The sequence below is a fragment of the Paraburkholderia sp. BR10937 genome (genome assembly GCF_040965695.1).
In the GTDB taxonomy this organism is placed as follows: Bacteria; Pseudomonadota; Gammaproteobacteria; order Burkholderiales; family Burkholderiaceae; genus Paraburkholderia.
In genome coordinates this window covers 1-18,494 of sequence record NZ_JBFRCL010000007.1, presented here as the reverse complement: position 1 = coordinate 18,494, position 18,494 = coordinate 1, and the positions used below count along the sequence as shown (strand labels likewise).

Annotated in this window: 15 protein-coding genes and 1 tRNA gene; 13 read left to right on the top strand and 3 right to left on the bottom strand. The window is 65.2% G+C overall.

Going from position 1 to position 18,494, the window contains the following annotated elements; all coding sequences use genetic code 11:
- The first annotated feature begins 75 nt into the window (after positions 1 to 75).
- The 8 genes from glmM (at position 76) to phoR (ending at position 8,770) form a co-directional block, all read left to right on the top strand.
- Complete coding sequence (gene glmM / locus AB4Y44_RS07870; protein ID WP_342921884.1) at positions 76 to 1,428, top strand: phosphoglucosamine mutase; 1,353 nt, start codon at positions 76 to 78, stop codon at positions 1,426 to 1,428.
- A gap of 437 nt (positions 1,429 to 1,865) precedes the next feature.
- On the top strand, positions 1,866 to 2,897 hold the full coding sequence (gene pstS / locus AB4Y44_RS07865; protein ID WP_368699168.1) for a phosphate ABC transporter substrate-binding protein PstS: 1,032 nt from the start codon (positions 1,866 to 1,868) through the stop codon (positions 2,895 to 2,897).
- A gap of 207 nt (positions 2,898 to 3,104) precedes the next feature.
- Entirely contained in the window at positions 3,105 to 4,091 is a 987-nt protein-coding gene (gene pstC, locus AB4Y44_RS07860) for a phosphate ABC transporter permease PstC (protein ID WP_342921887.1), read from the top strand.
- Positions 4,088 to 4,984: a phosphate ABC transporter permease PstA gene (gene pstA, locus AB4Y44_RS07855; protein ID WP_342921888.1), complete on the top strand. Its 897-nt coding sequence runs from the start codon at positions 4,088 to 4,090 to the stop codon at positions 4,982 to 4,984. Before pstC ends, pstA begins: the two co-directional genes overlap by 4 nt.
- 18 nt (positions 4,985 to 5,002) lie before the next feature.
- Complete coding sequence (pstB, locus tag AB4Y44_RS07850; protein ID WP_342921889.1) at positions 5,003 to 5,863, top strand: phosphate ABC transporter ATP-binding protein PstB; 861 nt, start codon at positions 5,003 to 5,005, stop codon at positions 5,861 to 5,863.
- A gap of 19 nt (positions 5,864 to 5,882) precedes the next feature.
- Positions 5,883 to 6,587, top strand: a complete 705-nt coding sequence (gene phoU, locus AB4Y44_RS07845; protein ID WP_342921890.1) for a phosphate signaling complex protein PhoU — start codon at positions 5,883 to 5,885, stop codon at positions 6,585 to 6,587.
- A 35-nt stretch (positions 6,588 to 6,622) separates the two neighbouring features.
- On the top strand, positions 6,623 to 7,324 hold the full coding sequence (phoB, locus tag AB4Y44_RS07840) for a phosphate regulon transcriptional regulator PhoB (protein ID WP_042261377.1): 702 nt from the start codon (positions 6,623 to 6,625) through the stop codon (positions 7,322 to 7,324).
- A 132-nt stretch (positions 7,325 to 7,456) separates the two neighbouring features.
- Positions 7,457 to 8,770 carry a phosphate regulon sensor histidine kinase PhoR gene (gene phoR, locus AB4Y44_RS07835; RefSeq protein WP_342921891.1) on the top strand — a complete coding sequence of 438 codons (1,314 nt, stop codon included), beginning with the start codon at positions 7,457 to 7,459 and terminating at the stop codon, positions 8,768 to 8,770.
- 73 nt (positions 8,771 to 8,843) lie between these two features.
- Here phoR and ppk1 read toward each other — a convergent pair whose 3' ends face one another.
- Positions 8,844 to 10,907: a polyphosphate kinase 1 gene (gene ppk1 / locus AB4Y44_RS07830; RefSeq protein ID WP_342921892.1), complete on the bottom strand. Its 2,064-nt coding sequence runs from the start codon at positions 10,905 to 10,907 to the stop codon at positions 8,844 to 8,846.
- A 193-nt stretch (positions 10,908 to 11,100) separates the two neighbouring features.
- On the opposite strand from ppk1, the gene ppx reads away from it, so the two are divergent.
- Positions 11,101 to 12,720, top strand: coding sequence for an exopolyphosphatase (gene ppx, locus AB4Y44_RS07825; protein WP_368699246.1), 1,620 nt, complete (start codon positions 11,101 to 11,103; stop codon positions 12,718 to 12,720).
- A gap of 135 nt (positions 12,721 to 12,855) precedes the next feature.
- Here ppx and AB4Y44_RS07820 read toward each other — a convergent pair whose 3' ends face one another.
- Both AB4Y44_RS07820 and sixA read right to left on the bottom strand, forming a co-directional pair.
- Positions 12,856 to 13,674 carry a GNAT family N-acyltransferase gene (locus tag AB4Y44_RS07820; RefSeq protein WP_342921893.1) on the bottom strand — a complete coding sequence of 273 codons (819 nt, stop codon included), beginning with the start codon at positions 13,672 to 13,674 and terminating at the stop codon, positions 12,856 to 12,858.
- A gap of 230 nt (positions 13,675 to 13,904) precedes the next feature.
- Entirely contained in the window at positions 13,905 to 14,369 is a 465-nt protein-coding gene (gene sixA / locus AB4Y44_RS07815; RefSeq protein WP_342921894.1) for a phosphohistidine phosphatase SixA, read from the bottom strand.
- Positions 14,370 to 14,532: 163 nt separating this feature from the next.
- Between sixA and AB4Y44_RS07810 the strand changes: the two genes are divergently transcribed.
- The 4 genes from AB4Y44_RS07810 to AB4Y44_RS07795 form a co-directional block, all read left to right on the top strand.
- A tRNA-Pro gene (locus tag AB4Y44_RS07810) sits at positions 14,533 to 14,609 on the top strand.
- A gap of 172 nt (positions 14,610 to 14,781) precedes the next feature.
- The gene (locus AB4Y44_RS07805) at positions 14,782 to 16,404 is read left to right on the top strand and encodes an NAD(P)/FAD-dependent oxidoreductase (protein ID WP_368699167.1); all 1,623 of its coding nucleotides are present in this window, start codon (positions 14,782 to 14,784) and stop codon (positions 16,402 to 16,404) included.
- Positions 16,405 to 16,695: 291 nt separating this feature from the next.
- A complete protein-coding gene (imuA, locus tag AB4Y44_RS07800; protein ID WP_368699166.1) occupies positions 16,696 to 17,565 on the top strand; it encodes a translesion DNA synthesis-associated protein ImuA in 870 nt (289 codons plus the stop codon).
- Positions 17,474 to 18,494 (top strand): DNA polymerase Y family protein (locus tag AB4Y44_RS07795; protein ID WP_368699165.1); only part of this gene is annotated, 1,021 nt, incomplete at its 3' end. The genes imuA and AB4Y44_RS07795, both read left to right, overlap by 92 nt.

Below are 18,494 nucleotides of genomic sequence, written 5' to 3'. Positions count from 1 at the left end.
GGGCGCGAAGTGCGCCGGAGCGGCTCCGGGCGCGACAATACAGGACAAAGCAGGACCAAACCGAGGGGTAGAAAGATGGGACGTCGTTATTTCGGAACTGATGGAGTGCGTGGCAAGGTCGGCGAGGCGCCGATCACGCCCGATTTCGTGCTTCGGCTAGGCTATGCCGCGGGCAAGGTGCTCGCGGGGGCGGCAGCGGCATCCGGGCCGCGCCCGTCCGTGCTGATCGGCAAGGACACGCGTATTTCGGGCTATATGCTCGAAGCCTCCCTGGAAGCGGGGCTGTCGGCTGCGGGCATCGACGTGATGCTGGCCGGTCCGATGACGACGCCCGGCATCGCCTATCTCACGCGCGCGCTGCGGCTCGCCGCTGGCGTCGTGATCAGCGCGTCGCACAATCCCTACTACGACAACGGCATCAAGTTCTTCTCCGCCGACGGCAACAAGCTTCCCGACGAGGTGGAGACGCTGATCGAGGAGCAGCTCGAGCAGCCGCTCGCCTGCGCACCGTCCGAGCAGCTTGGCCGTGCACGCCGCCTGCACGACGCGGGCGGCCGCTACATCGAGTTCTGCAAGAGCACGTTCCCGCAGGCGTTCAATCTGCGCGGCCTGAAGCTCGTGATCGATTGCGCCAACGGTGCGGCTTATGACATCGCGCCGCACGTGTTCCATGAGCTGGGCGCCGACGTGATTCCGATCGGTGTATCGCCGAACGGCTTCAACATCAACGACGGCGTGGGCGCGACCGCGCCTGACGCGCTCGTGCGCGCCGTGCGCGCGAATCACGCGGACCTCGGTATCGCGCTCGACGGCGACGCCGACCGTCTCCAGATCGTCGATGCACAGGGCCGCCTCTACAACGGCGACGAACTGCTCTACGTGCTCGTGAAGGACCGCATCGCGACCGACGGCAAGGTGGAAGGGGCGGTTGGCACGCTCATGACCAATCTCGCGGTGGAGCAGGCGCTCGAAGGCCTCGGCGTACAGCTGGTGCGCGCGAACGTAGGCGACCGCTACGTGCTCGAGCAACTGCGCGAGCGCGGCTGGCAGCTCGGCGCGGAAGGCTCGGGCCACATCCTGTCGCTCGACCGTCACACGACCGGCGACGGCATCGTCTCGGCGCTGCTCGTGCTCGCGGCGATGAAGCGCAGCGGCAAGACGATCGCGCAACTGCTCGACGGCGTGAAACTATTTCCGCAGAAGCTCATCAACGTGCGCATCGCGCAGGGCGCTGACTGGAAGGGCAACGCCGAGATCCAGCAGTCGATCGCTTCCGCCGAGGCGGAATTGAAGGGCAAGGGTCGTGTGCTGATCCGCGCTTCGGGGACGGAGCCGGTGCTGCGCGTGATGGTCGAGGCCCGCGAGGAGCGCGACACGCTGCATTACGCCGAGGCGATCGCCAGCGTGGTGAAGCGTTCGATCGCGTGAACGCCGGCGATTATTAAGTCGCGCAAATCGCGCGACTGGGTCGCGCCAGCACCAAACCGATGAGCACGACGCGGCAACTGGCCGTCGTGCTCATCTTTTATTGCGATTTGTTCGGCGTCGCAACGCAAGCAGGCAAACGTTTAAAACAATCGATTACGGTTTGCAAACGAATTTCGAGGAAATCTTCGAATTTTTTCATCAGACCCCTGGACGGCCTCCAAACGGCCTCCAAACGGCCGCCAGGCGGGCTTTTCGGTCGCCAAAGTGCCTGCAGGCCATGCCGAAACGAGGCCCGCAAAAGCGCTCAAAACGCATATCCACGCGCCTTTCAGGCAGTAATCGAACTGTCACGTTCGCTTCATGAATCGTCACAGTACTGTCACAGAGACCCCCTAAGCTTCGCGGTGTCGTTCATCCGCTCACACACTGGAGGTCTCATGAAATTGATGCAAACCGCGCTCGCTGGCGTTGCTGGCGCGCTCTTCGCGATCGCAGCGCAGGCTGCTGACATCACCGGCGCGGGCAGCACCTTCGCAGCACCGATCTATACGAAATGGGCGGATGCCTATCAAAAGTCGGGCGGCGGCAAGGTGAATTACCAGGGCATCGGCTCGTCGGGCGGCATCAAGCAGATTCAGGCCAAGACGGTTGACTTCGCAGGCTCGGACGCTCCGCTGAAGGACGAGGATCTCGCCAAGGAAGGCCTGTTCCAGTTCCCGACGGTGGTCGGCGGCGTCGTGCCGGCGATCAACGTGCCTGGCGTGAAGCCGGGCGAGATCACCCTGTCGGGCCCGGTGCTCGGCGACATCTACCTCGGCAAGATCAAGAAGTGGAACGATCCGGCCATCGTCGCACTGAACCCGAAGGTCAAGCTGCCTGATCTCGACATCGCCGTGGTCCGCCGCGCCGACGGTTCGGGCACCAGCTTCATCTGGACGAACTACCTCTCGAAGGTCAACCCCGACTGGAAGAGCAAGGTCGGCGAAGGCACGACCGTGAACTGGCCGACGGGTACGGGCGGCAAGGGCAACGACGGCGTCGCAGCCTTCGTGCAGCGTCTGCCGGGCGCGATCGGCTACGTCGAGTGGGCGTACGCCAAGCAAAATCACATGGTCTACACTGCCATGAAGAACGAGTCGGGCGCTGTGGTTCAGCCGGACACCGAAACGTTCAAGGCAGCGGCCGCTGGCGCGGACTGGAAGAAGTCGTTCTACCAGATCCTCACGAACGAGCCGGGCAAGGACGCATGGCCGGTCGTCGGCGCGACCTTCGTGCTGCTGCACACGGCACAGGACAAGCCTGAGCAGGGCAAGGAAACGCTCAAGTTCTTCGACTGGGCCTTCAAGAACGGCACGCCGGCTGCTGACAGCCTCGACTACATCTCGCTGCCGCAGTCGGTCGTGAGCGAAATCAAGTCGCAGTGGAAGGAGAAGGTCAAGGACGCGAGCGGCAAGCCCGTCGCTGAGTAAGCAAGGCGTCAGGCAAGCGTAAAAAAAGGCCGCCGCGTGACGCGCGCGGCCTGTTCGCTTGTGGCTTGCCTGAATCCGCGCTGTCCAAGATGTGCCGTCCGCCTTCCGGTTGTCAGTATTAACGGCCGGGAGGCGGACGATCTGCAGTCCCACGGCTGCATCAACGTCGTGAGCCCCGCGCTCGCGGCAACTGGAACCCAGGTCACCATGTCCGACGTCCCGCTCGTGTCGAACCCGCCCGGCAACGCCGCGCAGCAAAAAGCGCCCAGCCCGGCAGGGGACATCATTTTTGGCGGCCTCGCACGCCTCGCCGCCATCGTCACGCTGCTGCTGCTCGGCGGCATCATCGTGTCGCTGATCATCGCCTCGTTGCCGACGATCCAGAAATTCGGTTTCGCATTCCTCTGGACTGCCGATTGGGATCCACCCAGCGAGCAGTTCGGCGCGCTCGTGCCCATCTACGGCACGATCGCCACCTCGATCATCGCGCTCATCATCGCCGTGCCCGTGAGCTTCGGCATCGCGCTGTTCCTCACCGAGCTTTCGCCCGCGTGGCTGCGCCGCCCGCTCGGCATCGCCATCGAACTGCTCGCCGCGATCCCGTCGATCGTCTACGGTATGTGGGGTCTGCTCGTGTTTGCGCCGATTTTCGCGCAGTGGTTCGAAAAGCCGCTCGGCTCGCTGCTGGGCGGCATGCCGATCGTCGGCGCGCTGTTCCAGGGCGCGCCCATCGGCATCGGCATTCTGTGCGCCGGTGTGATTCTCGCGATCATGATCATTCCGTATATCGCCTCGGTCATGCGCGACGTGTTCGAAGTCACGCCCGTGCTGCTCAAGGAGTCGGCCTACGGCATCGGCTGCACGACCTGGGAAGTGATGTGGAAGATCGTGCTGCCGTTCACCAAGACCGGCGTGATCGGCGGCGTGATGCTGGGTCTCGGCCGCGCGCTCGGCGAGACGATGGCCGTCACGTTCGTGATCGGCAATACGAACCTGCTCGACAACGTGTCGCTCTTTTCGCCGGGCAACAGCATCACCTCGGCGCTCGCCAACGAGTTCGCGGAAGCGAGCCCGGGCCTGCACACCGCCGCGCTGATGGAACTCGGCCTGATCCTTTTCGTGATCACCTTCATCGTGCTGTCGATCTCGAAGCTCATGTTGCTGCGCCTTGAAAAAGCGGAGGGTGCGCGATGAGCGAACCGATGATGAAAATTCCGGGTGCGATTTACGGCCCCGAACTGGAGCGCATGCGCGACAAGCTGCAGCGCCGCCGTCGCGTGACCAATGCGATCGCGCTCACGTGCTCGCTCGCTGCGATGGCGTTCGGCATTATCTGGCTCGTGTGGATTCTCTATACGACGCTCTCGCTTGGCATCGGCGGCCTTTCGGTGGAACTGTTCACGCAGTCCACGCCGCCGCCGAACACCGACGGCGGCGGTCTCGCCAACGCCATCGTCGGCAGCTTGATGCTCGTTGCGATCGCAACGTTCGTCGGCACGCCGATCGGCATTCTCGCGGGCATCTATCTCGCGGAATACGGCCAGAAGAGCTGGCTCGCGAGCGTCACGCGCTTCATCAACGACATTCTGCTGTCGGCGCCTTCGATCGTCGTGGGCCTGTTCGTGTACGCGCTCGTCGTGGCGAAGATGGGGCACTTCAGCGGCTGGGCCGGCGCGATCGCGCTGGCGCTCCTGCAGGTTCCGATCGTGATTCGCACGACCGAGAACATGCTCAAGCTCGTGCCGAACAACCTGCGTGAAGCCGCATTCGCGCTCGGCACGCCGAAGTGGAAGATGGTGATGTCGATCACGCTGAAGGCGTCGGTCGCCGGTATCGTGACGGGCGTGCTGCTGGCGGTTGCACGTATCGCCGGCGAAACCGCGCCGCTGCTCTTCACCGCGCTGTCGAACCAGTTCTTCACCGCGAACATGAATCAACCGATCGCGAACCTGCCGGTCACGATCTTCAAGTTTGCGATGAGCCCGTTTGCGCAGTGGCAGTCGCTTGCGTGGGCCGGCGTTTTCCTGATCACGCTGGGCGTGCTGGGTCTGAATATCCTCGCGCGCACGATCTTTTCGAACAAGTAAGCAAGGGCGGAGTTCCCGATGAACATGGCTGAGAGTCACCTCAACACCGCTGCGCACGGCAATGCGCCCTCCGCTGGCTTTGAACCTGCGGATCCCGCCCAGAACGCACGCCTGCCGGCGCTGGGCAAGCCGAAGATCGAAGTGAAGGACCTGAACTTCTTCTACGGCAAGTATCACGCACTGAAGAACATCAACCTGCAGATTCCAGATGGCAAGGTGACGGCGTTCATCGGCCCGTCGGGCTGCGGCAAGTCCACGCTCCTGCGCACCTTCAACAAGATGTTCGCGCTCTATCCGGAGCAGCGCGCCGAAGGCGAGATCGTGATGGACGGCGAGAATCTGCTGACGACCAGGCGCGATATCTCGCTCTTGCGCGCGCGTATCGGCATGGTGTTCCAGAAACCGACCCCGTTCCCGATGTCGATTTACGACAACATCGCGTTCGGTGTGAAGATGTTCGAGAAGCTCTCGCGCCCGGAAATGGATGACCGCGTGGAATGGGCGCTGACCAAGGCCGCGCTCTGGAACGAAGTGAAGGACAAGCTCGGCCAGAGCGGCTACGGCCTCTCGGGCGGCCAGCAGCAGCGCCTGTGCATTGCGCGCGGCATTGCGATCCGCCCCGAAGTGCTGCTGCTCGACGAGCCGTGCTCGGCACTCGACCCGATTTCCACGGGCCGCATCGAAGAGCTGATCGCGGAACTCAAGAGCGACTACACGGTGGTGATCGTCACCCATAACATGCAGCAGGCCGCGCGTTGCTCGGACTACACTGCTTACATGTACCTTGGTGAGCTGATCGAATTCGGTGACACCGAAAAGATCTTCATCAAGCCGGTCCGCAAGGAAACGGAAGACTACATCACCGGCCGCTTCGGCTAATCGGAGCAGGGAGCAAATCATGTCCGACAAACACTTGTCCAGCCAGTTCGACGCCGATTTGAACCTCATTTCGTCGAAGGTGCTCGAAATGGGCGGCCTCGTCGAATCGCAGATCATCACGGCAATGCAGGCGCTCAACGACTTCGACAGCGAGGCCGCCGCACGCGTGATCGCTGCCGAGGACCGCCTCAACACGATGGAAGTCGAGATCGACGAGGAGTGCAGCAATATCATCGCGCGCCGCCAGCCGGCCGCGCGCGACTTGCGCCTCGTGCTCGCCATTTCGAAGACCATCACGAATCTCGAGCGCGCCGGCGACGAAGCCGAGAAGATCGCCAAGCGCACCAGGCGCCTGATGGAAGACGGCGCTTCGCGCACCGTCAACATCGCCGAGATCAAGGTCTCGGGCGAAATGGCCGTGTCGATCCTGCGCCGCGCGCTCGACGCGTTCGCGCGCCTCGACACCGTGGCGGCCGCGCAGATCGTGCGCGACGACAAGGCGATCGACGAGGAATTCCGCGCGTTCGTGCGCAAGCTCGTGAGCTACATGATGGAAGATCCGCGCACGATCTCGGTGGGCCTCGACTATCTGTTCATCGCCAAGGCGATCGAGCGGATCGGCGACCACGCGAAGAACATCGCGGAATTCATCATCTACATCGTGAAGGGCACCGACGTGCGCCACAAGTCGCGCGACGCCCTCGAACGCGAAGCGCTCAGCTAATCCGATTTAACAGGTAACAAGGTCAAGAGGTGCCGATGCCTAGCAGCATTCTCGTCATCGAAGATGAGCCCGCCATTTCCGAGCTGATTTCCGTGAACCTGCAGCACGCAGGCCACTGCCCGATCCGCGCCTACAACGCGGAGCAGGCGCAGAACCTGATCAGCGACGTGCTGCCCGATCTCATCCTGCTGGACTGGATGTTGCCGGGCAAGTCGGGCGTGAACTTCGCGCGCGATCTGCGCAACAACGAGCGCACGAAGCATATCCCGATCATCATGCTGACGGCGCGTGGCGACGAGCAGGACAAGGTGCTCGGCCTCGAAATCGGCGCTGACGACTACGTAACGAAGCCGTTCTCGCCCAAGGAGCTGATGGCGCGCATCAAGGCGGTGCTGCGCCGCCGCGCGCCGCAGCTCACGGAAGACGTGGTGGCGATCAACGGTCTGAAGCTCGATCCGGCCACGCACCGCGTCGCGGCCGCCGCCGAAGGCTCGGAAATCAAGCTCGATCTCGGCCCGACCGAGTTCCGCCTGCTGCACTTCTTCATGACGCATCCCGAGCGCGTGCACAGCCGCACGCAGCTGCTCGACCAGGTATGGGGCGATCACGTGTTCGTGGAAGAGCGCACGGTGGACGTGCATATCAAGCGTCTGCGCGCCGCGCTCAAGCCGGCTGGGTGCGATGCTATGATCGAAACGGTGCGCGGCAGCGGCTACCGTCTCGCCAAGAGCGCCTGAGCTGGGCCCATGGCCGCGCCGCAGGGTGATTCACCGGGCGGCGCGACCGTTTCACTGCCGCCGGTACTCGCGCGGTAGTCACTCGATGTCGCGTGCCCGCATCCGACCGTATTTATCTTCGATCGCAGGAACATGAACATCATCTGGGCGCGCTCCCTCGTATCGATCGTATTGCTCGCGCTCATTTGCGCGGGTATCGGCGCGATTTTTGGCGTCAAGCTCGCGCTGAGCATCGCCGTGCTGGCGCTGCTCGCGCAAATGCTCTTCAGCACGTTTCACAAGCAGCGTCTGTGGCGCCTGCTCGACGCGCCGGTCTACGGCGAAGTGCCGAGCGCTCCCGGCATCTGGGGCGAAATCTACTACCGTCTGCATAAGCTCGCGAAGCGCTGGCACGCTCAGGTGCGCCAGGTGGAGCAGCAGCATTCGCGCTTCATCCAGGCGATCCAGGCTTCGCCCAACGGCGTCGCCATGCTCGACGACCACGACCAGATCGAGTGGTGCAACGCGATCTCGGAAGTCCACTTCGGCCTCGACGCCAAGCGCGACCTGCGCCAGCACATCACGCATCTCGTGCGTCAGCCCGACTTCGTGCGCTACCTCAATTCGCACGATTACAAGGACATGCTGATCATGCGCGGCATGGGCGCGAAGCGTCAGAACGTGATCTCGGTGCAGGTGTTTCCGTACGGCGAGAACCGCAAGCTCATCCTGTCGCAGGACATCACCGAACTCGAGCGCACCGACGCCATGCGGCGCGACTTCGTGGCCAACGTCTCGCACGAGCTGAAAACGCCGATCACGGTGCTCTCCGGCTTCCTCGAGACGATGCGCGAGCTGCCGCTTGGCGAAGCCGAGCGCAACCGCTACCTGGAGCTGATGGAGCAGCAGGCCTCGCGCATGCGCCACATCGTCACCGACCTGCTCGTGCTCGCCAAGCTCGAAGGCGAGGGGCGTCAGCCCGGCGACCATATGGTCGATATGCGCGCGGTGCTCGGGCACGTGCGCGAGGACGCCGAAAGCCTCTCGGGCGGGCGTCACCGCATCACGGCCGACTTCGACGATGGATTGAGCGTCACCGGTTCCGAAACCGAGATCATGAGCGCGCTCGGCAATCTGGCGACCAACGCGGTGCGCTACACGCCGGACGGCGGCACGGTGCATCTGTCGTGGCGCGCGGAACACGGCAGCGCGGTCTTTGCGGTCACCGACAGCGGCCTCGGCATTCCGGCCGCCGATATTCCGCGCCTGACCGAGCGCTTTTATCGCGTGGATCGCAGCCGCTCGCGCGACACGGGCGGCACGGGACTCGGTCTCGCGATCGTCAAGCACGTGCTGCAGCGTCATGACGCGGCGCTCGAAGTGAAGAGCGAGGAAGGGCGGGGCAGCACGTTCACGGTGCGCTTCCCGGCCGCGCGCACGACGAGACGGCAGCCGGCGCCGGTGTAACGAAGCGCCGGCGCAATTGAAAAAGCCGCTTCAGCGGCTTTTTTGCGTCCAGCGTGATCGACCCGTCAAGGCGTCACGGACAGAACTTCGCCAGCAAGCTCAGCTGCGCATTGCGCACGGCCTTGCCCGCGCGGCGGCGGCGATAGTGGCCGTCGCTTTGCATGAGCCACGCCGATTGATTGTCGCCGAGGAAGGTGGAGAGCCCTTCGGCGATCACGCGGCGCTTGAGCCGGCGGTCGTGAATCGGGAACGCCACTTCGACGCGGCGGAACAGGTTGCGATCCATCCAGTCCGCGCTCGACAGGTAGACGTCTTCCTTGCCGCCCGCATAGAAGTAGTAGATGCGGTGGTGCTCGAGGAAACGCCCGACGATCGAGCGCACCGTGATGTTCTCGGACAGCCCCGGCACGCCCGGCTGCAACGAGCACACGCCACGGATGATCAGATCGATCTTCACGCCGGCCTGCGATGCTTCGTACAACTCGTCGATCACGGTCGGTTCGAGCAGCGCGTTCATCTTCGCGACGATGCGCGCCTTCTTGCCCGCGCGCGCGGCGTCGGCTTCGTTGCGGATCGCCTCGATCATCTTCGGATGCAGCGTGAACGGCGACTGCCACAGATCATGCAGCTGCAGCTCGCCGCCGATGCCCGTGAGCTGCTGGAAGACGTGGTGCACGTCCTCGCACATCTTCGGCTCCGAGGTCATGAGGCCGAAGTCGGTATAGAGGCGCGCGGTGCGCGGATGGTAGTTGCCCGTGCCCAGGTGCACGTAGCGGCGCAGCACCATGCGCCCGTTCACGGGCACGCGGCGCACGATCAGCATCATCTTGGCGTGGCACTTGTGGCCCACCACGCCGTACACCACGTGCGCGCCCACGGCTTCGAGCTGCGCGGCCCAGTTGATGTTGGTCTCTTCGTCGAAGCGCGCGAGCAGCTCCACCACCACCGTCACTTCCTTGCCGTTGCGCGCGGCCTGCATGAGCGCGTCCATGAGCGGCGAGTCGGTGCCGGTGCGGTAGATCGTCTGCTTGATCGCGACTACGTTCGGATCGTTCGCGGCCTGCAACAGCAGTTCGAGCACGGGCTGGAAGCTCTCGTACGGATGATGCAGGAGCACGTCGCCCTGATCGATCACGTCGAACATGTTGCTGTTCGCGGCGATGCGCCGCGGAATGGCCGGCACGTGCGGCACGAACTTGAGGTCGGGGCGATCGACCATTTCGGGCAGCTGCATGAGCCGCACGAGATTCACGGGGCCATCGACGAAATAGCAGTCCTTTTCGTCGAGGCCGCTTTCGTCGAGCAGGCGCTTCACGAGATGCGGGGGCGTTTCCGCCGACACTTCGAGACGCACCGCGTTGCCGAGGTGCCGCGCGGGCAGTTCGCCCTGCAGCGCCACGCGCAGGTTGGTGATTTCGTCTTCGTCGACGAAGAGTTCACTGTTGCGCGTGATGCGGAACTGGTTGCAGCTGCGCACGACGAGGCTCGGGAACAGCTCGCCCACGAAGCGCTGCAGGAGCGAGCCGAGCAACACGAAGCCGTGCTGGAAGCCCGAAAGCTCCTGCGGCATGCGCACGAGGCGCGGCAGCGCGCGCGGCGCTTGCACGATGCCCATGACGGCCTGGCGCCCGAAGGCGTCCTTTCCTTCGAGTTCGACCACGAAGTTCAGGCTCTTGTTGAGCACGCGCGGGAACGGGTGCGCGGGATCGAGCCCGATGGGCGTCAGAACCGGCAGAAGTTCGTCGAAGAAGTATTTGCGCGCCCATGCGGTTTGCGCTTCGTTCCAGGCGTCGGTGCCGTGGAAGTAGATGCCTTCCTGTTCGAGCGCGGGCAGCACGGTGTCGTGCAGCATGCGGTACTGGCGATGCACGAGACGCTGCGCGCGCTCGACCACGAGGTCGTACACGTGCTGCAGCGACATGCCGTCGGGCGAGAGCGCGCCCGGGTTGTCGCGCATCTGCTCCTGAAGCCCGGCCATACGGACTTCGAAGAATTCGTCGAGGTTGCTGCTGGTGATACAGATAAAGCGCAAGCGCTCCAGCAAAGGAACAGCGGGATCGGACGCCTGTGCGAGCACGCGCTCATTGAATCCCAGAATGCCCAGTTCGCGATTGAGTAGGGGATAGCGGATGGACATCGGCAATGAAAACGGAATGTCAGGAATGGATTCGAACGGACGCTCGGAAATTCTCACAGTAATATGACTTTATTGTGACATTCGTAGTGTCATAAATTTTACGCCGCATTTTCACGAAATCGACAAGTCGCGTTGCGAACATGCACGCTGGGTAAAAGTACCCATGGTCATGACCAATGCGAGGAGCGACATGGTGAAGTCGGCTACGCTTAAAATGACGCATTTGGACAGCGCGGCGGCGTTGCAACAAGCCCGCATGGCTGCGCGTTCGTCTCTGTATGCACGCATGGAGCCTGCCCCTTCGATGGTCACCAATCCCCAACTGCTTGCCGCCGTCGATCTCGGTTCGAACAGCTTTCGTCTGATCGTAGGCCGCGTCGAGGAAACCGATGCCGGCAGCCAGATCTACCCGGTGGACGCGCTGCGCGAACCGGTGCGCCTCGCGGCCGGCCTCTCGAGGGACAAACTGCTAGACCGCGCCTCGCAGGTGCGCGGCTGGGACGCGCTCAAGCGCTTCGGCGAGCGCCTGCGCGACTTCCATCCCGACCAGGTGCGCGCGGTGGCGACCAATACGCTGCGTGTCGCCAAGAACGCGCGCGAGTTCCTCACCGAGGCGGAAGCGGCGCTCGGCTTCCCGATCGAAGTGATCGCGGGACGCGAAGAAGCGCGTCTCATCTATGCGGGCGCCGCGCACTCGGTGCCGGCGAGCGCGGGCAAGCGCTTCGTGGTGGACATCGGTGGCGGCTCGACCGAGTTCATCATCGGCGCGCACTACACGCCGATCCGCATGGAAAGCCTCTATATCGGCTGCGTGAGCCATAGCCGCCAGTTCTTCCCCTCGGGCAACGTCGACGAATACACCATGCGCCAGGCCGAACTCGCGGCCACGCGCGAAATCCAGATTATTTCCGGCGACTACCGCAAGACCGGCTGGGACCAGGCGATCGGTTCGTCGGGCACCGCGCGCGCGCTGGCGGAACTCGTCGAGGCGAACGGCTTCAACGATCCCGGCATCACGCACGGCATTTCGCGCGGCGGCCTCGAGCGCCTGAAGCGCGCGCTCATCAAGGCCGAGAACGTCAACCGGCTCAAGCTCGTCGCGCTCAAGCCCGACCGCACCCCAGTGCTGGCGGGCGGTCTCTCGATCATGATCGCGGTGTTCGAGGAACTCGGCATCGACTATGTCGATACCACGGACGGCGCGCTGCGCCTGGGCGTGCTCTACGACCTGCTGGGCCGCTCGCAGCACGAGGACATGCGTACGGTCACGGTGGAGGGCTTCATGCGCCGCTACGGCGTCGATCGCGCGCAGGCGGGGCGCATTGGCGAACTGGCCGTGAAGTTCTACGACCAGTTCGAGGAGCCCGACGAGGAGCGCCGCGAAGAGAACCGCATGTTCCTCACGTGGGCGGCGTCGCTGCACGAAATCGGGCTTTCCATCTCGCACAGCGCGTACCACAAGCACTCGGCCTACATCGCCAGCAACGCCGACATGCCGGGCTTCTCGCGCACCGACCAGGCGCGCCTCGCCGCGCTCGTGCTCGGCCACGTGGGCAAGCTCGGCAAGCTCTCGCAAACGCGCGATGTGGAATGGACGCTGCTGTTCTGTCTGCGCCTCGCCGCGCTGCTGACGCGCCGCCGCGCCGATGTCGGCCTGCCGCACATCAAGGTGGAGGAGGGCAACGGCTACGAAGTGCTGCTGCCCAATGCCTGGGTCCAGAACAATCCGCTCACCGATTACAACCTCGTTCAGGAAGCGGCGGAATGGGGCAAGATCGGCATTCCGTATCGCGTGGTCTATACGGAGGAGTGAGCGTAGCGCGCTGCGCCTCGTCTTGCTGCGCCGATAAAAAAGCCCGGCTCGTTGGTGAGCCGGGCTTTTTTTGTCCGCTGGTTTCGCCCGCGGAGTTTGCCCACTGATTTTGCCCGATGAAGGGCGGATGAGGCCTTAACGCGTGATGGCTTCGCCGAGGAAGTGGCGCGCGTAACGTTCGTTGATCTCCGAGAGGCGGAAGAGCGTGAGGAAGTCCGCGGTGTTGAAGTCGGGGTCCCAGGCGGGCGCACCGCAGATCTTCGCGCCAAGGCGCAGGTAGCCCTTGATGAGCGGCGGCGGCACGGCGGGCGTGCCGGTGCGCAGTTCCTCGACGGGCAGCGGCGTGTGCGGGAACGCGCGGTATTCGGGCGCGGTCAGCGCGTCGGCGCCGAGCGCGCAGTACAGGTTCGCCGCATAGTGGCCGCCGTCGGCCATGGCCACGCTCGCGCAGCCGAGCATCGTCTCGTAGCCGTTGTGCTGCATGTAGCCGCCCAGACCGCCCCACAGCGACATGATGACCGAGCCGCTGCGGTAGTCGGGATGCACGCACGAGCGGCCCACCTCGACCATTTTCGGGCGCAGATGCGCGAGGCGCGAGACGTCGAATTCGCTTTCGGCATAGAGGCGGCCGACGCGCGCGGCCTGGTGCGGCGGCAGTACGCGGTAGGTGCCGACGACCTTGAGCGTGTCGAGGTCGCGCACGAGCAGGTGGTCGCAGTAGGCGTCGAAGGCGTCGACGTCGAGGCCGGCGGGGCCGGTCAGGCGTGCGCCCATCTCTTCGGCGAAAACGCGGTAGCGCAGGCGCTGGGCTTCGCGCAGCTCCTCGTCGGTGCGAGCCCAGGCCACCTGCAGCCGATGCTGCGCGGTGACCGTTTCTTCGGCACGCGGCAAGCGTCGGTTCGACTCGAACAGCGTCGAGGCGAACGGCAGGGTGGGCGTCGGCAGATCTCGCATGGGGCGTCCTGGTCGGAAGTAAGAGAACTTTTCCGGCAATGTAGTAATACGCGGTTACGTTTCCATGAAAACGCAATGACGATTCGATGACGTGGCGTAAGGCAGACGGACGCGGCGGCCGAAAGGCCGGGGGCGGCGGGGCGCGTTCGAAGTGCGCTTGAAGCGCGCTTGAATCGTTGCAGGGGCCGCGCACAGGCGGCCCGGTGGGCAGGCGCAGGCGGGTTGGAGGGCTAGACGAGGTCAGGCGTGATGGCCGCGTGCAGGACGGCCTGGTCGCCGCCGCTGCGCTCGCGGCTCGCGAGCCAGAGCACGCCGGCCTTCTTCACGGCCCAGCTGCGCGAATCGGCGCCGCCCGAGAGCAGCCGCGCCGCGACCTCGCCGAGCGTGGGCTGATGGCCGACCACGACGACCGTGGATGCGAGGCCCTCGGGCCAGCCGACGGCGGTGAGCACCTGCTCGACGCTCGCATCGGGTGCGAGTTCGCGCACGACGCGATATTGATCGGTGAGTGCCTCGGCAGTCTGGATGGTGCGTGCGGCGGGGCTCGCGAGGATCACGGCGTCGTCGGGCAGGCGCGCGCGCAGCCAGCGCGCGACGTTCTGCGCCTGCTTGCGCCCGCGCGTGGTGAGCTGGCGGGAGAGGTCGCTGGCGGCGATGTCTTCGGCTTCGGCGTGGCGCCAGAGGATGAGGTGCATGGCGTCTCCTTTTTTGGCGGTATGGGGTGCACGTGCGGCGTGTCCTGTCATGGTGCACGCCAGGCCGGTGTGCGGCAAGCGCGTGATGTGGATCGCTTTTCGTCGCTATGGATCGCGAAGATTTGACGGCGTGCCATCAGTGCCGATACAATCGCTGATTCATCGGAGCGTAGCGCAGCCTGGTAGCGCATCTGATTTGGGATCAGAGGGTCGTAGGTTCGAATCCTATCGCTCCGACCAGCATTACCGAGGGGTTACACGCCATTGGCCTGTAGCCCCTTTTTCTTTTTGTCCCATGTTGGGTCAAACGCGCTCGCGTTTCGTCGTACGGCTTGCGTTCCCTTTGAAAAGCCGCCGAGCTTATAAAATACGGATCGGCCACAACTCCCGTGGCGATCGCACCCTGGCAGCCATGTTACGTTTATCCGAAGTCAAACTCCCCCTCGACCACGCCGAAAGCGAACTTGAAGCCGCGATTCGGGGACGCCTCGCGGATCTCGGCGTAGGGGCGGATGCGCTCGTGCGTTACACCGTATTCCGCCGTGCGCACGACGCACGCAAGCGCTCGGATATCAAGCTGACCTACATCGTCGACGTCGAAGTCAAGGACGAAGCGGCCGCGCTCAAGCGGATCGTCGGCAAGCCGCATTGCGGGGTGACGCCGGACATGACCTACCGCTTTGTGGCGAAGGCGCCCGAGCACTCGACGCGTCCGCGTCCGGTGGTGATCGGCATGGGGCCGTGCGGCCTGTTCGCGGGGCTGATCCTCGCGCAGATGGGTTTTCGTCCCATCATCCTCGAACGCGGCAAGGCCGTGCGCGAGCGCACCAAGGACACCTTCGGGCTGTGGCGCAAGTCCGTGCTCAACCCCGAATCCAACGTCCAGTTCGGCGAAGGCGGGGCCGGGACGTTTTCCGACGGCAAGCTGTACAGCCAGATCAAGGACCCGCACCACTACGGCCGCAAGGTGCTCGAGGAATTCGTCAAGGCGGGCGCGCCGGAAGACATCCTGTATCTGAGCCGGCCGCACATCGGCACGTTCCGTCTCGTCAGCATGGTGGAGAAAATGCGCGCCACCATCCACGAGCTGGGCGGTGAAGTGCGCTTCGAAACCCGCGTCGAAGACATCGAAATCGAGCAGGGCAAGGTGCGCGCGCTCAAGCTTTCGAACGGCGAGACGCTGCCGTGCGACCACGTCGTGCTGGCCGTGGGCCACAGCGCCCGCGACACCTTCCAGATGCTGCACGATCGCGGCGTGTTCATGGAAGCCAAGCCGTTTTCGCTGGGCTTCCGGATCGAGCATCCGCAGGGGGTGATCGATCGCAGCCGTTTCGGCAAGTTTGCGGGCCACAAGCAACTCGGCGCGGCCGACTACAAGGTGGTGCATCACGCCAACAATGGACGGGCGGTCTATAGCTTCTGCATGTGTCCCGGCGGCACGGTGGTCGCGGCGACCTCCGAACCCGGCCGCGTGGTCACCAACGGCATGAGCCAGTATTCGCGGGCCGAGCGCAACGCGAACGCGGGCATCGTCGTCGGCATCACGCCGGAGGACTATCCGGGCGGTCCGCTCGCGGGCATCGCCTTCCAGCGCAAGTGGGAAGAGCGCGCGTTCGAACTCGGCGGCGGCAATTACCAGGCGCCGGGCCAGCTGGTCGGCGACTTTATCGCCGGCCGGCCGTCGACGTCGCTGGGCTCCGTGGTGCCGTCTTACAAGCCGGGTGTGCACCCGACCGATCTCAGCACCGCGCTGCCCGACTACGTGATCGAAGCCATCCGCGAAGCCCTGCCTCAGATCGACAGGAAGATCGCAGGCTTCGCGATGCACGACGCCGTGCTCACTGGCGTGGAGACGCGCACGTCGTCGCCGCTGCGCATTCGTCGCAAGGACAATTACCAGAGCATGAACGTCGTAGGTCTGTATCCGGCCGGCGAAGGCGCCGGGTATGCCGGTGGTATCTACTCGGCGGCCATCGACGGCATCGAAGTGGCGCAAGCCGTGGCGCTCGATATGACGTCGGCGCAGGCGTCCTGATCAACAAACCCCGCGCCGTTTATCGCAGCCGCCCGCATCGGGCTGGCGGCAAGCATTAAGCGGCGTTTGCCCCGGACGTCAGCGCGACGTCCGGCGGCCGATCCATCCGCGCAAGCGCCTGGATCAGCATTTTGCAATGGATCGCAAAATGACCCTCCCCCAATTTCCGCCTCCTCCAATCTCTCAAAATACTGTATAAATATACAGGTGGAGGCGCGCCGCCTCCTTCCTGCCGATGCCCCATTTCTTGCCGGGCAGGGCGGAGCGTTCCCATCAATCAGGCCACGAACCATGGCAGCAGCAGCCCAGATCACTGCGCAGACTACCGTGCAGACTACAGCGCAACTTGCCGCGCACTTGCCCCCCCGGCTGCAAAGCCGCGTGTGGCAAGGCGATCAGCTCGCGCGCGCCAGCGAGCGCACGGTGCCGAGCGGCCACGCGACGCTCGACGCCCAGCTCCCTGGCGCCGGCTGGCCCTCGGGCAGCCTGACCGAGCTGCTCGTCGAGCAGGGCGGCGTGGGCGAGATGCGGCTCGTCGCGCCGGCGTTGCGCGCGCTCACCGCGCAGGCGGGCCGGCACGTGCTGCTCGTCGCGCCGCCGTGGCGCCCCTACGCCTGCGCGCTCAAGGCATGGGGGGTCGCGCTCGAGCGCGTGATCTGGGTGCGCGCGGCCGAAGACGAGGCCGCCTGGGTGGCCGAGCAGGCGCTCAAGCAGGAAGGCATGGGCGCCGTGCTGCTCTGGCAGACGAAGGCGCGCGCCGACGCCGTGCGCCGTCTGCAGGTCGCCGCCCAGGATTCGCAGGCGCTCGCGTTTCTCGTGCGGCCGCTCGCCGCGCGCAACCAGTCGTCGCCGGCGCCGCTGCGCATGACCTGCTCGCCGGTGCCGCCACCCGACGCCGCGAGCCTGAACCGCCGGCAATGGATGCAGCTCGCCGCGCTCTCCGTCGATATTTTCAAGCGCCGCGGGCCGCCGCCCGCCCAGCCACTCGTCATTACATTGCCGCTGCAGGATGCGGTGCTGCCCCAGTCGGACGCAGCTTCCGTCGTCATGCCGTGGCCCGGGGTCAATCATGCTGTGGATCGCCGTCACCTTGCCGTTGTTGCCGCTGGAGGCCGTCAGACCTCTGATGCCGCCGGCGCCGTCAACGCCGCTCCTGCCTGAAAGCGTCGATGCCGATGCCGAGGTCGCCAGCGCGCCGCGCTGCTACGCGCTCGCCGACCACACGCGCATCCTGATCGCCGATCTCGACGCGCTGCGCGCCGGCGTCGAGCCCGGCAACACGCGCTCGCATGCGCTCGCGCTCGCGCCAGGGCTCGTGCTGCTCGAAGCCGATCCGGCGCGCGAGACCCGCGCGTTCGAGGCGCTCGCGCTCGCGTTGCTCGCCTATACGCCCAAGGTGTCGTTCGCGCAGTCGCACACGCTGCTGCTCGAAGTCGGCTCGGGCCTGCGTCTGTTCGGCGGCGTGCGTGCGCTGCTCGCCAGGGTCGCGGCGACGGTGGCCGGCTGCGGGCACACCGCGCGCATGGCGTGCGCGCCCACGGCGTGGGGGGCATGGACGCTCGCGCAGGCACACGTCACGCGTTCGTCGCGCCGCTGGCATGTGCTCAAGGAAACGACGCTCGCGCGCGTGCTCGATTCGCTGCCGGTCACGCTTGCGCCGTTCGCCGCGCAGCACGACCACGCGCTCACGCAGATCGGCTGCGCGACGCTCGGCGACTTGCGGCGGCTGCCGCGCGACGGCATCGTGCGGCGTTTCGGCGACGGCGTGCTCGGCTGGCTCGCGCAGGCGCGGGGCGAGGCGCCCGATCCGCGCGTCTGGTTTGCCGCGCCGCCGTCGTTTCACGCGTCGCTCGAATTGCAGGCGCGCGTGGAGAGCGCCGAAGCGCTGCTCTTTGCCGCGCGCCGGCTCGTGATGCAGCTGGCCGGCTGGCTGGCGGCGCAGCACGCGGCGTTGAGCGGCTTCGAGCTGCGTCTGGAGCACGAGCTGGCTTCGCGTCACGCGCCGCGCACATCTAGCCTCACGATCGCCTGGGCGTCGCCTTCGCGCGACGCCGAGCATCTGCTGTGGCTGCTTCGCGAGCGCCTGAATC

Bases quoted from the DNA above. Each gene is read 5' to 3' on its own strand.
- glmM (WP_342921884.1), top strand. From the start codon at position 76: ATGGGACGTCGTTATTTCGGAACTGATGGAGTGCGTGGCAAGGTCGGC.
- imuA (WP_368699166.1), top strand. From the start codon at position 16,696: ATGGCAGCAGCAGCCCAGATCACTGCGCAGACTACCGTGCAGACTACA.
- AB4Y44_RS07820 (WP_342921893.1), bottom strand. From the start codon at position 13,674: ATGCGAGATCTGCCGACGCCCACCCTGCCGTTCGCCTCGACGCTGTTC.
- pstB (WP_342921889.1), top strand. From the start codon at position 5,003: ATGAACATGGCTGAGAGTCACCTCAACACCGCTGCGCACGGCAATGCG.
- phoR (WP_342921891.1), top strand. From the start codon at position 7,457: ATGAACATCATCTGGGCGCGCTCCCTCGTATCGATCGTATTGCTCGCG.
- pstS (WP_368699168.1), top strand. From the start codon at position 1,866: ATGAAATTGATGCAAACCGCGCTCGCTGGCGTTGCTGGCGCGCTCTTC.
- pstC (WP_342921887.1), top strand. From the start codon at position 3,105: ATGTCCGACGTCCCGCTCGTGTCGAACCCGCCCGGCAACGCCGCGCAG.
- sixA (WP_342921894.1), bottom strand. From the start codon at position 14,369: ATGCACCTCATCCTCTGGCGCCACGCCGAAGCCGAAGACATCGCCGCC.
- phoU (WP_342921890.1), top strand. From the start codon at position 5,883: ATGTCCGACAAACACTTGTCCAGCCAGTTCGACGCCGATTTGAACCTC.
- pstA (WP_342921888.1), top strand. From the start codon at position 4,088: ATGAGCGAACCGATGATGAAAATTCCGGGTGCGATTTACGGCCCCGAA.
- AB4Y44_RS07805 (WP_368699167.1), top strand. From the start codon at position 14,782: ATGTTACGTTTATCCGAAGTCAAACTCCCCCTCGACCACGCCGAAAGC.
- ppk1 (WP_342921892.1), bottom strand. From the start codon at position 10,907: ATGTCCATCCGCTATCCCCTACTCAATCGCGAACTGGGCATTCTGGGA.
- phoB (WP_042261377.1), top strand. From the start codon at position 6,623: ATGCCTAGCAGCATTCTCGTCATCGAAGATGAGCCCGCCATTTCCGAG.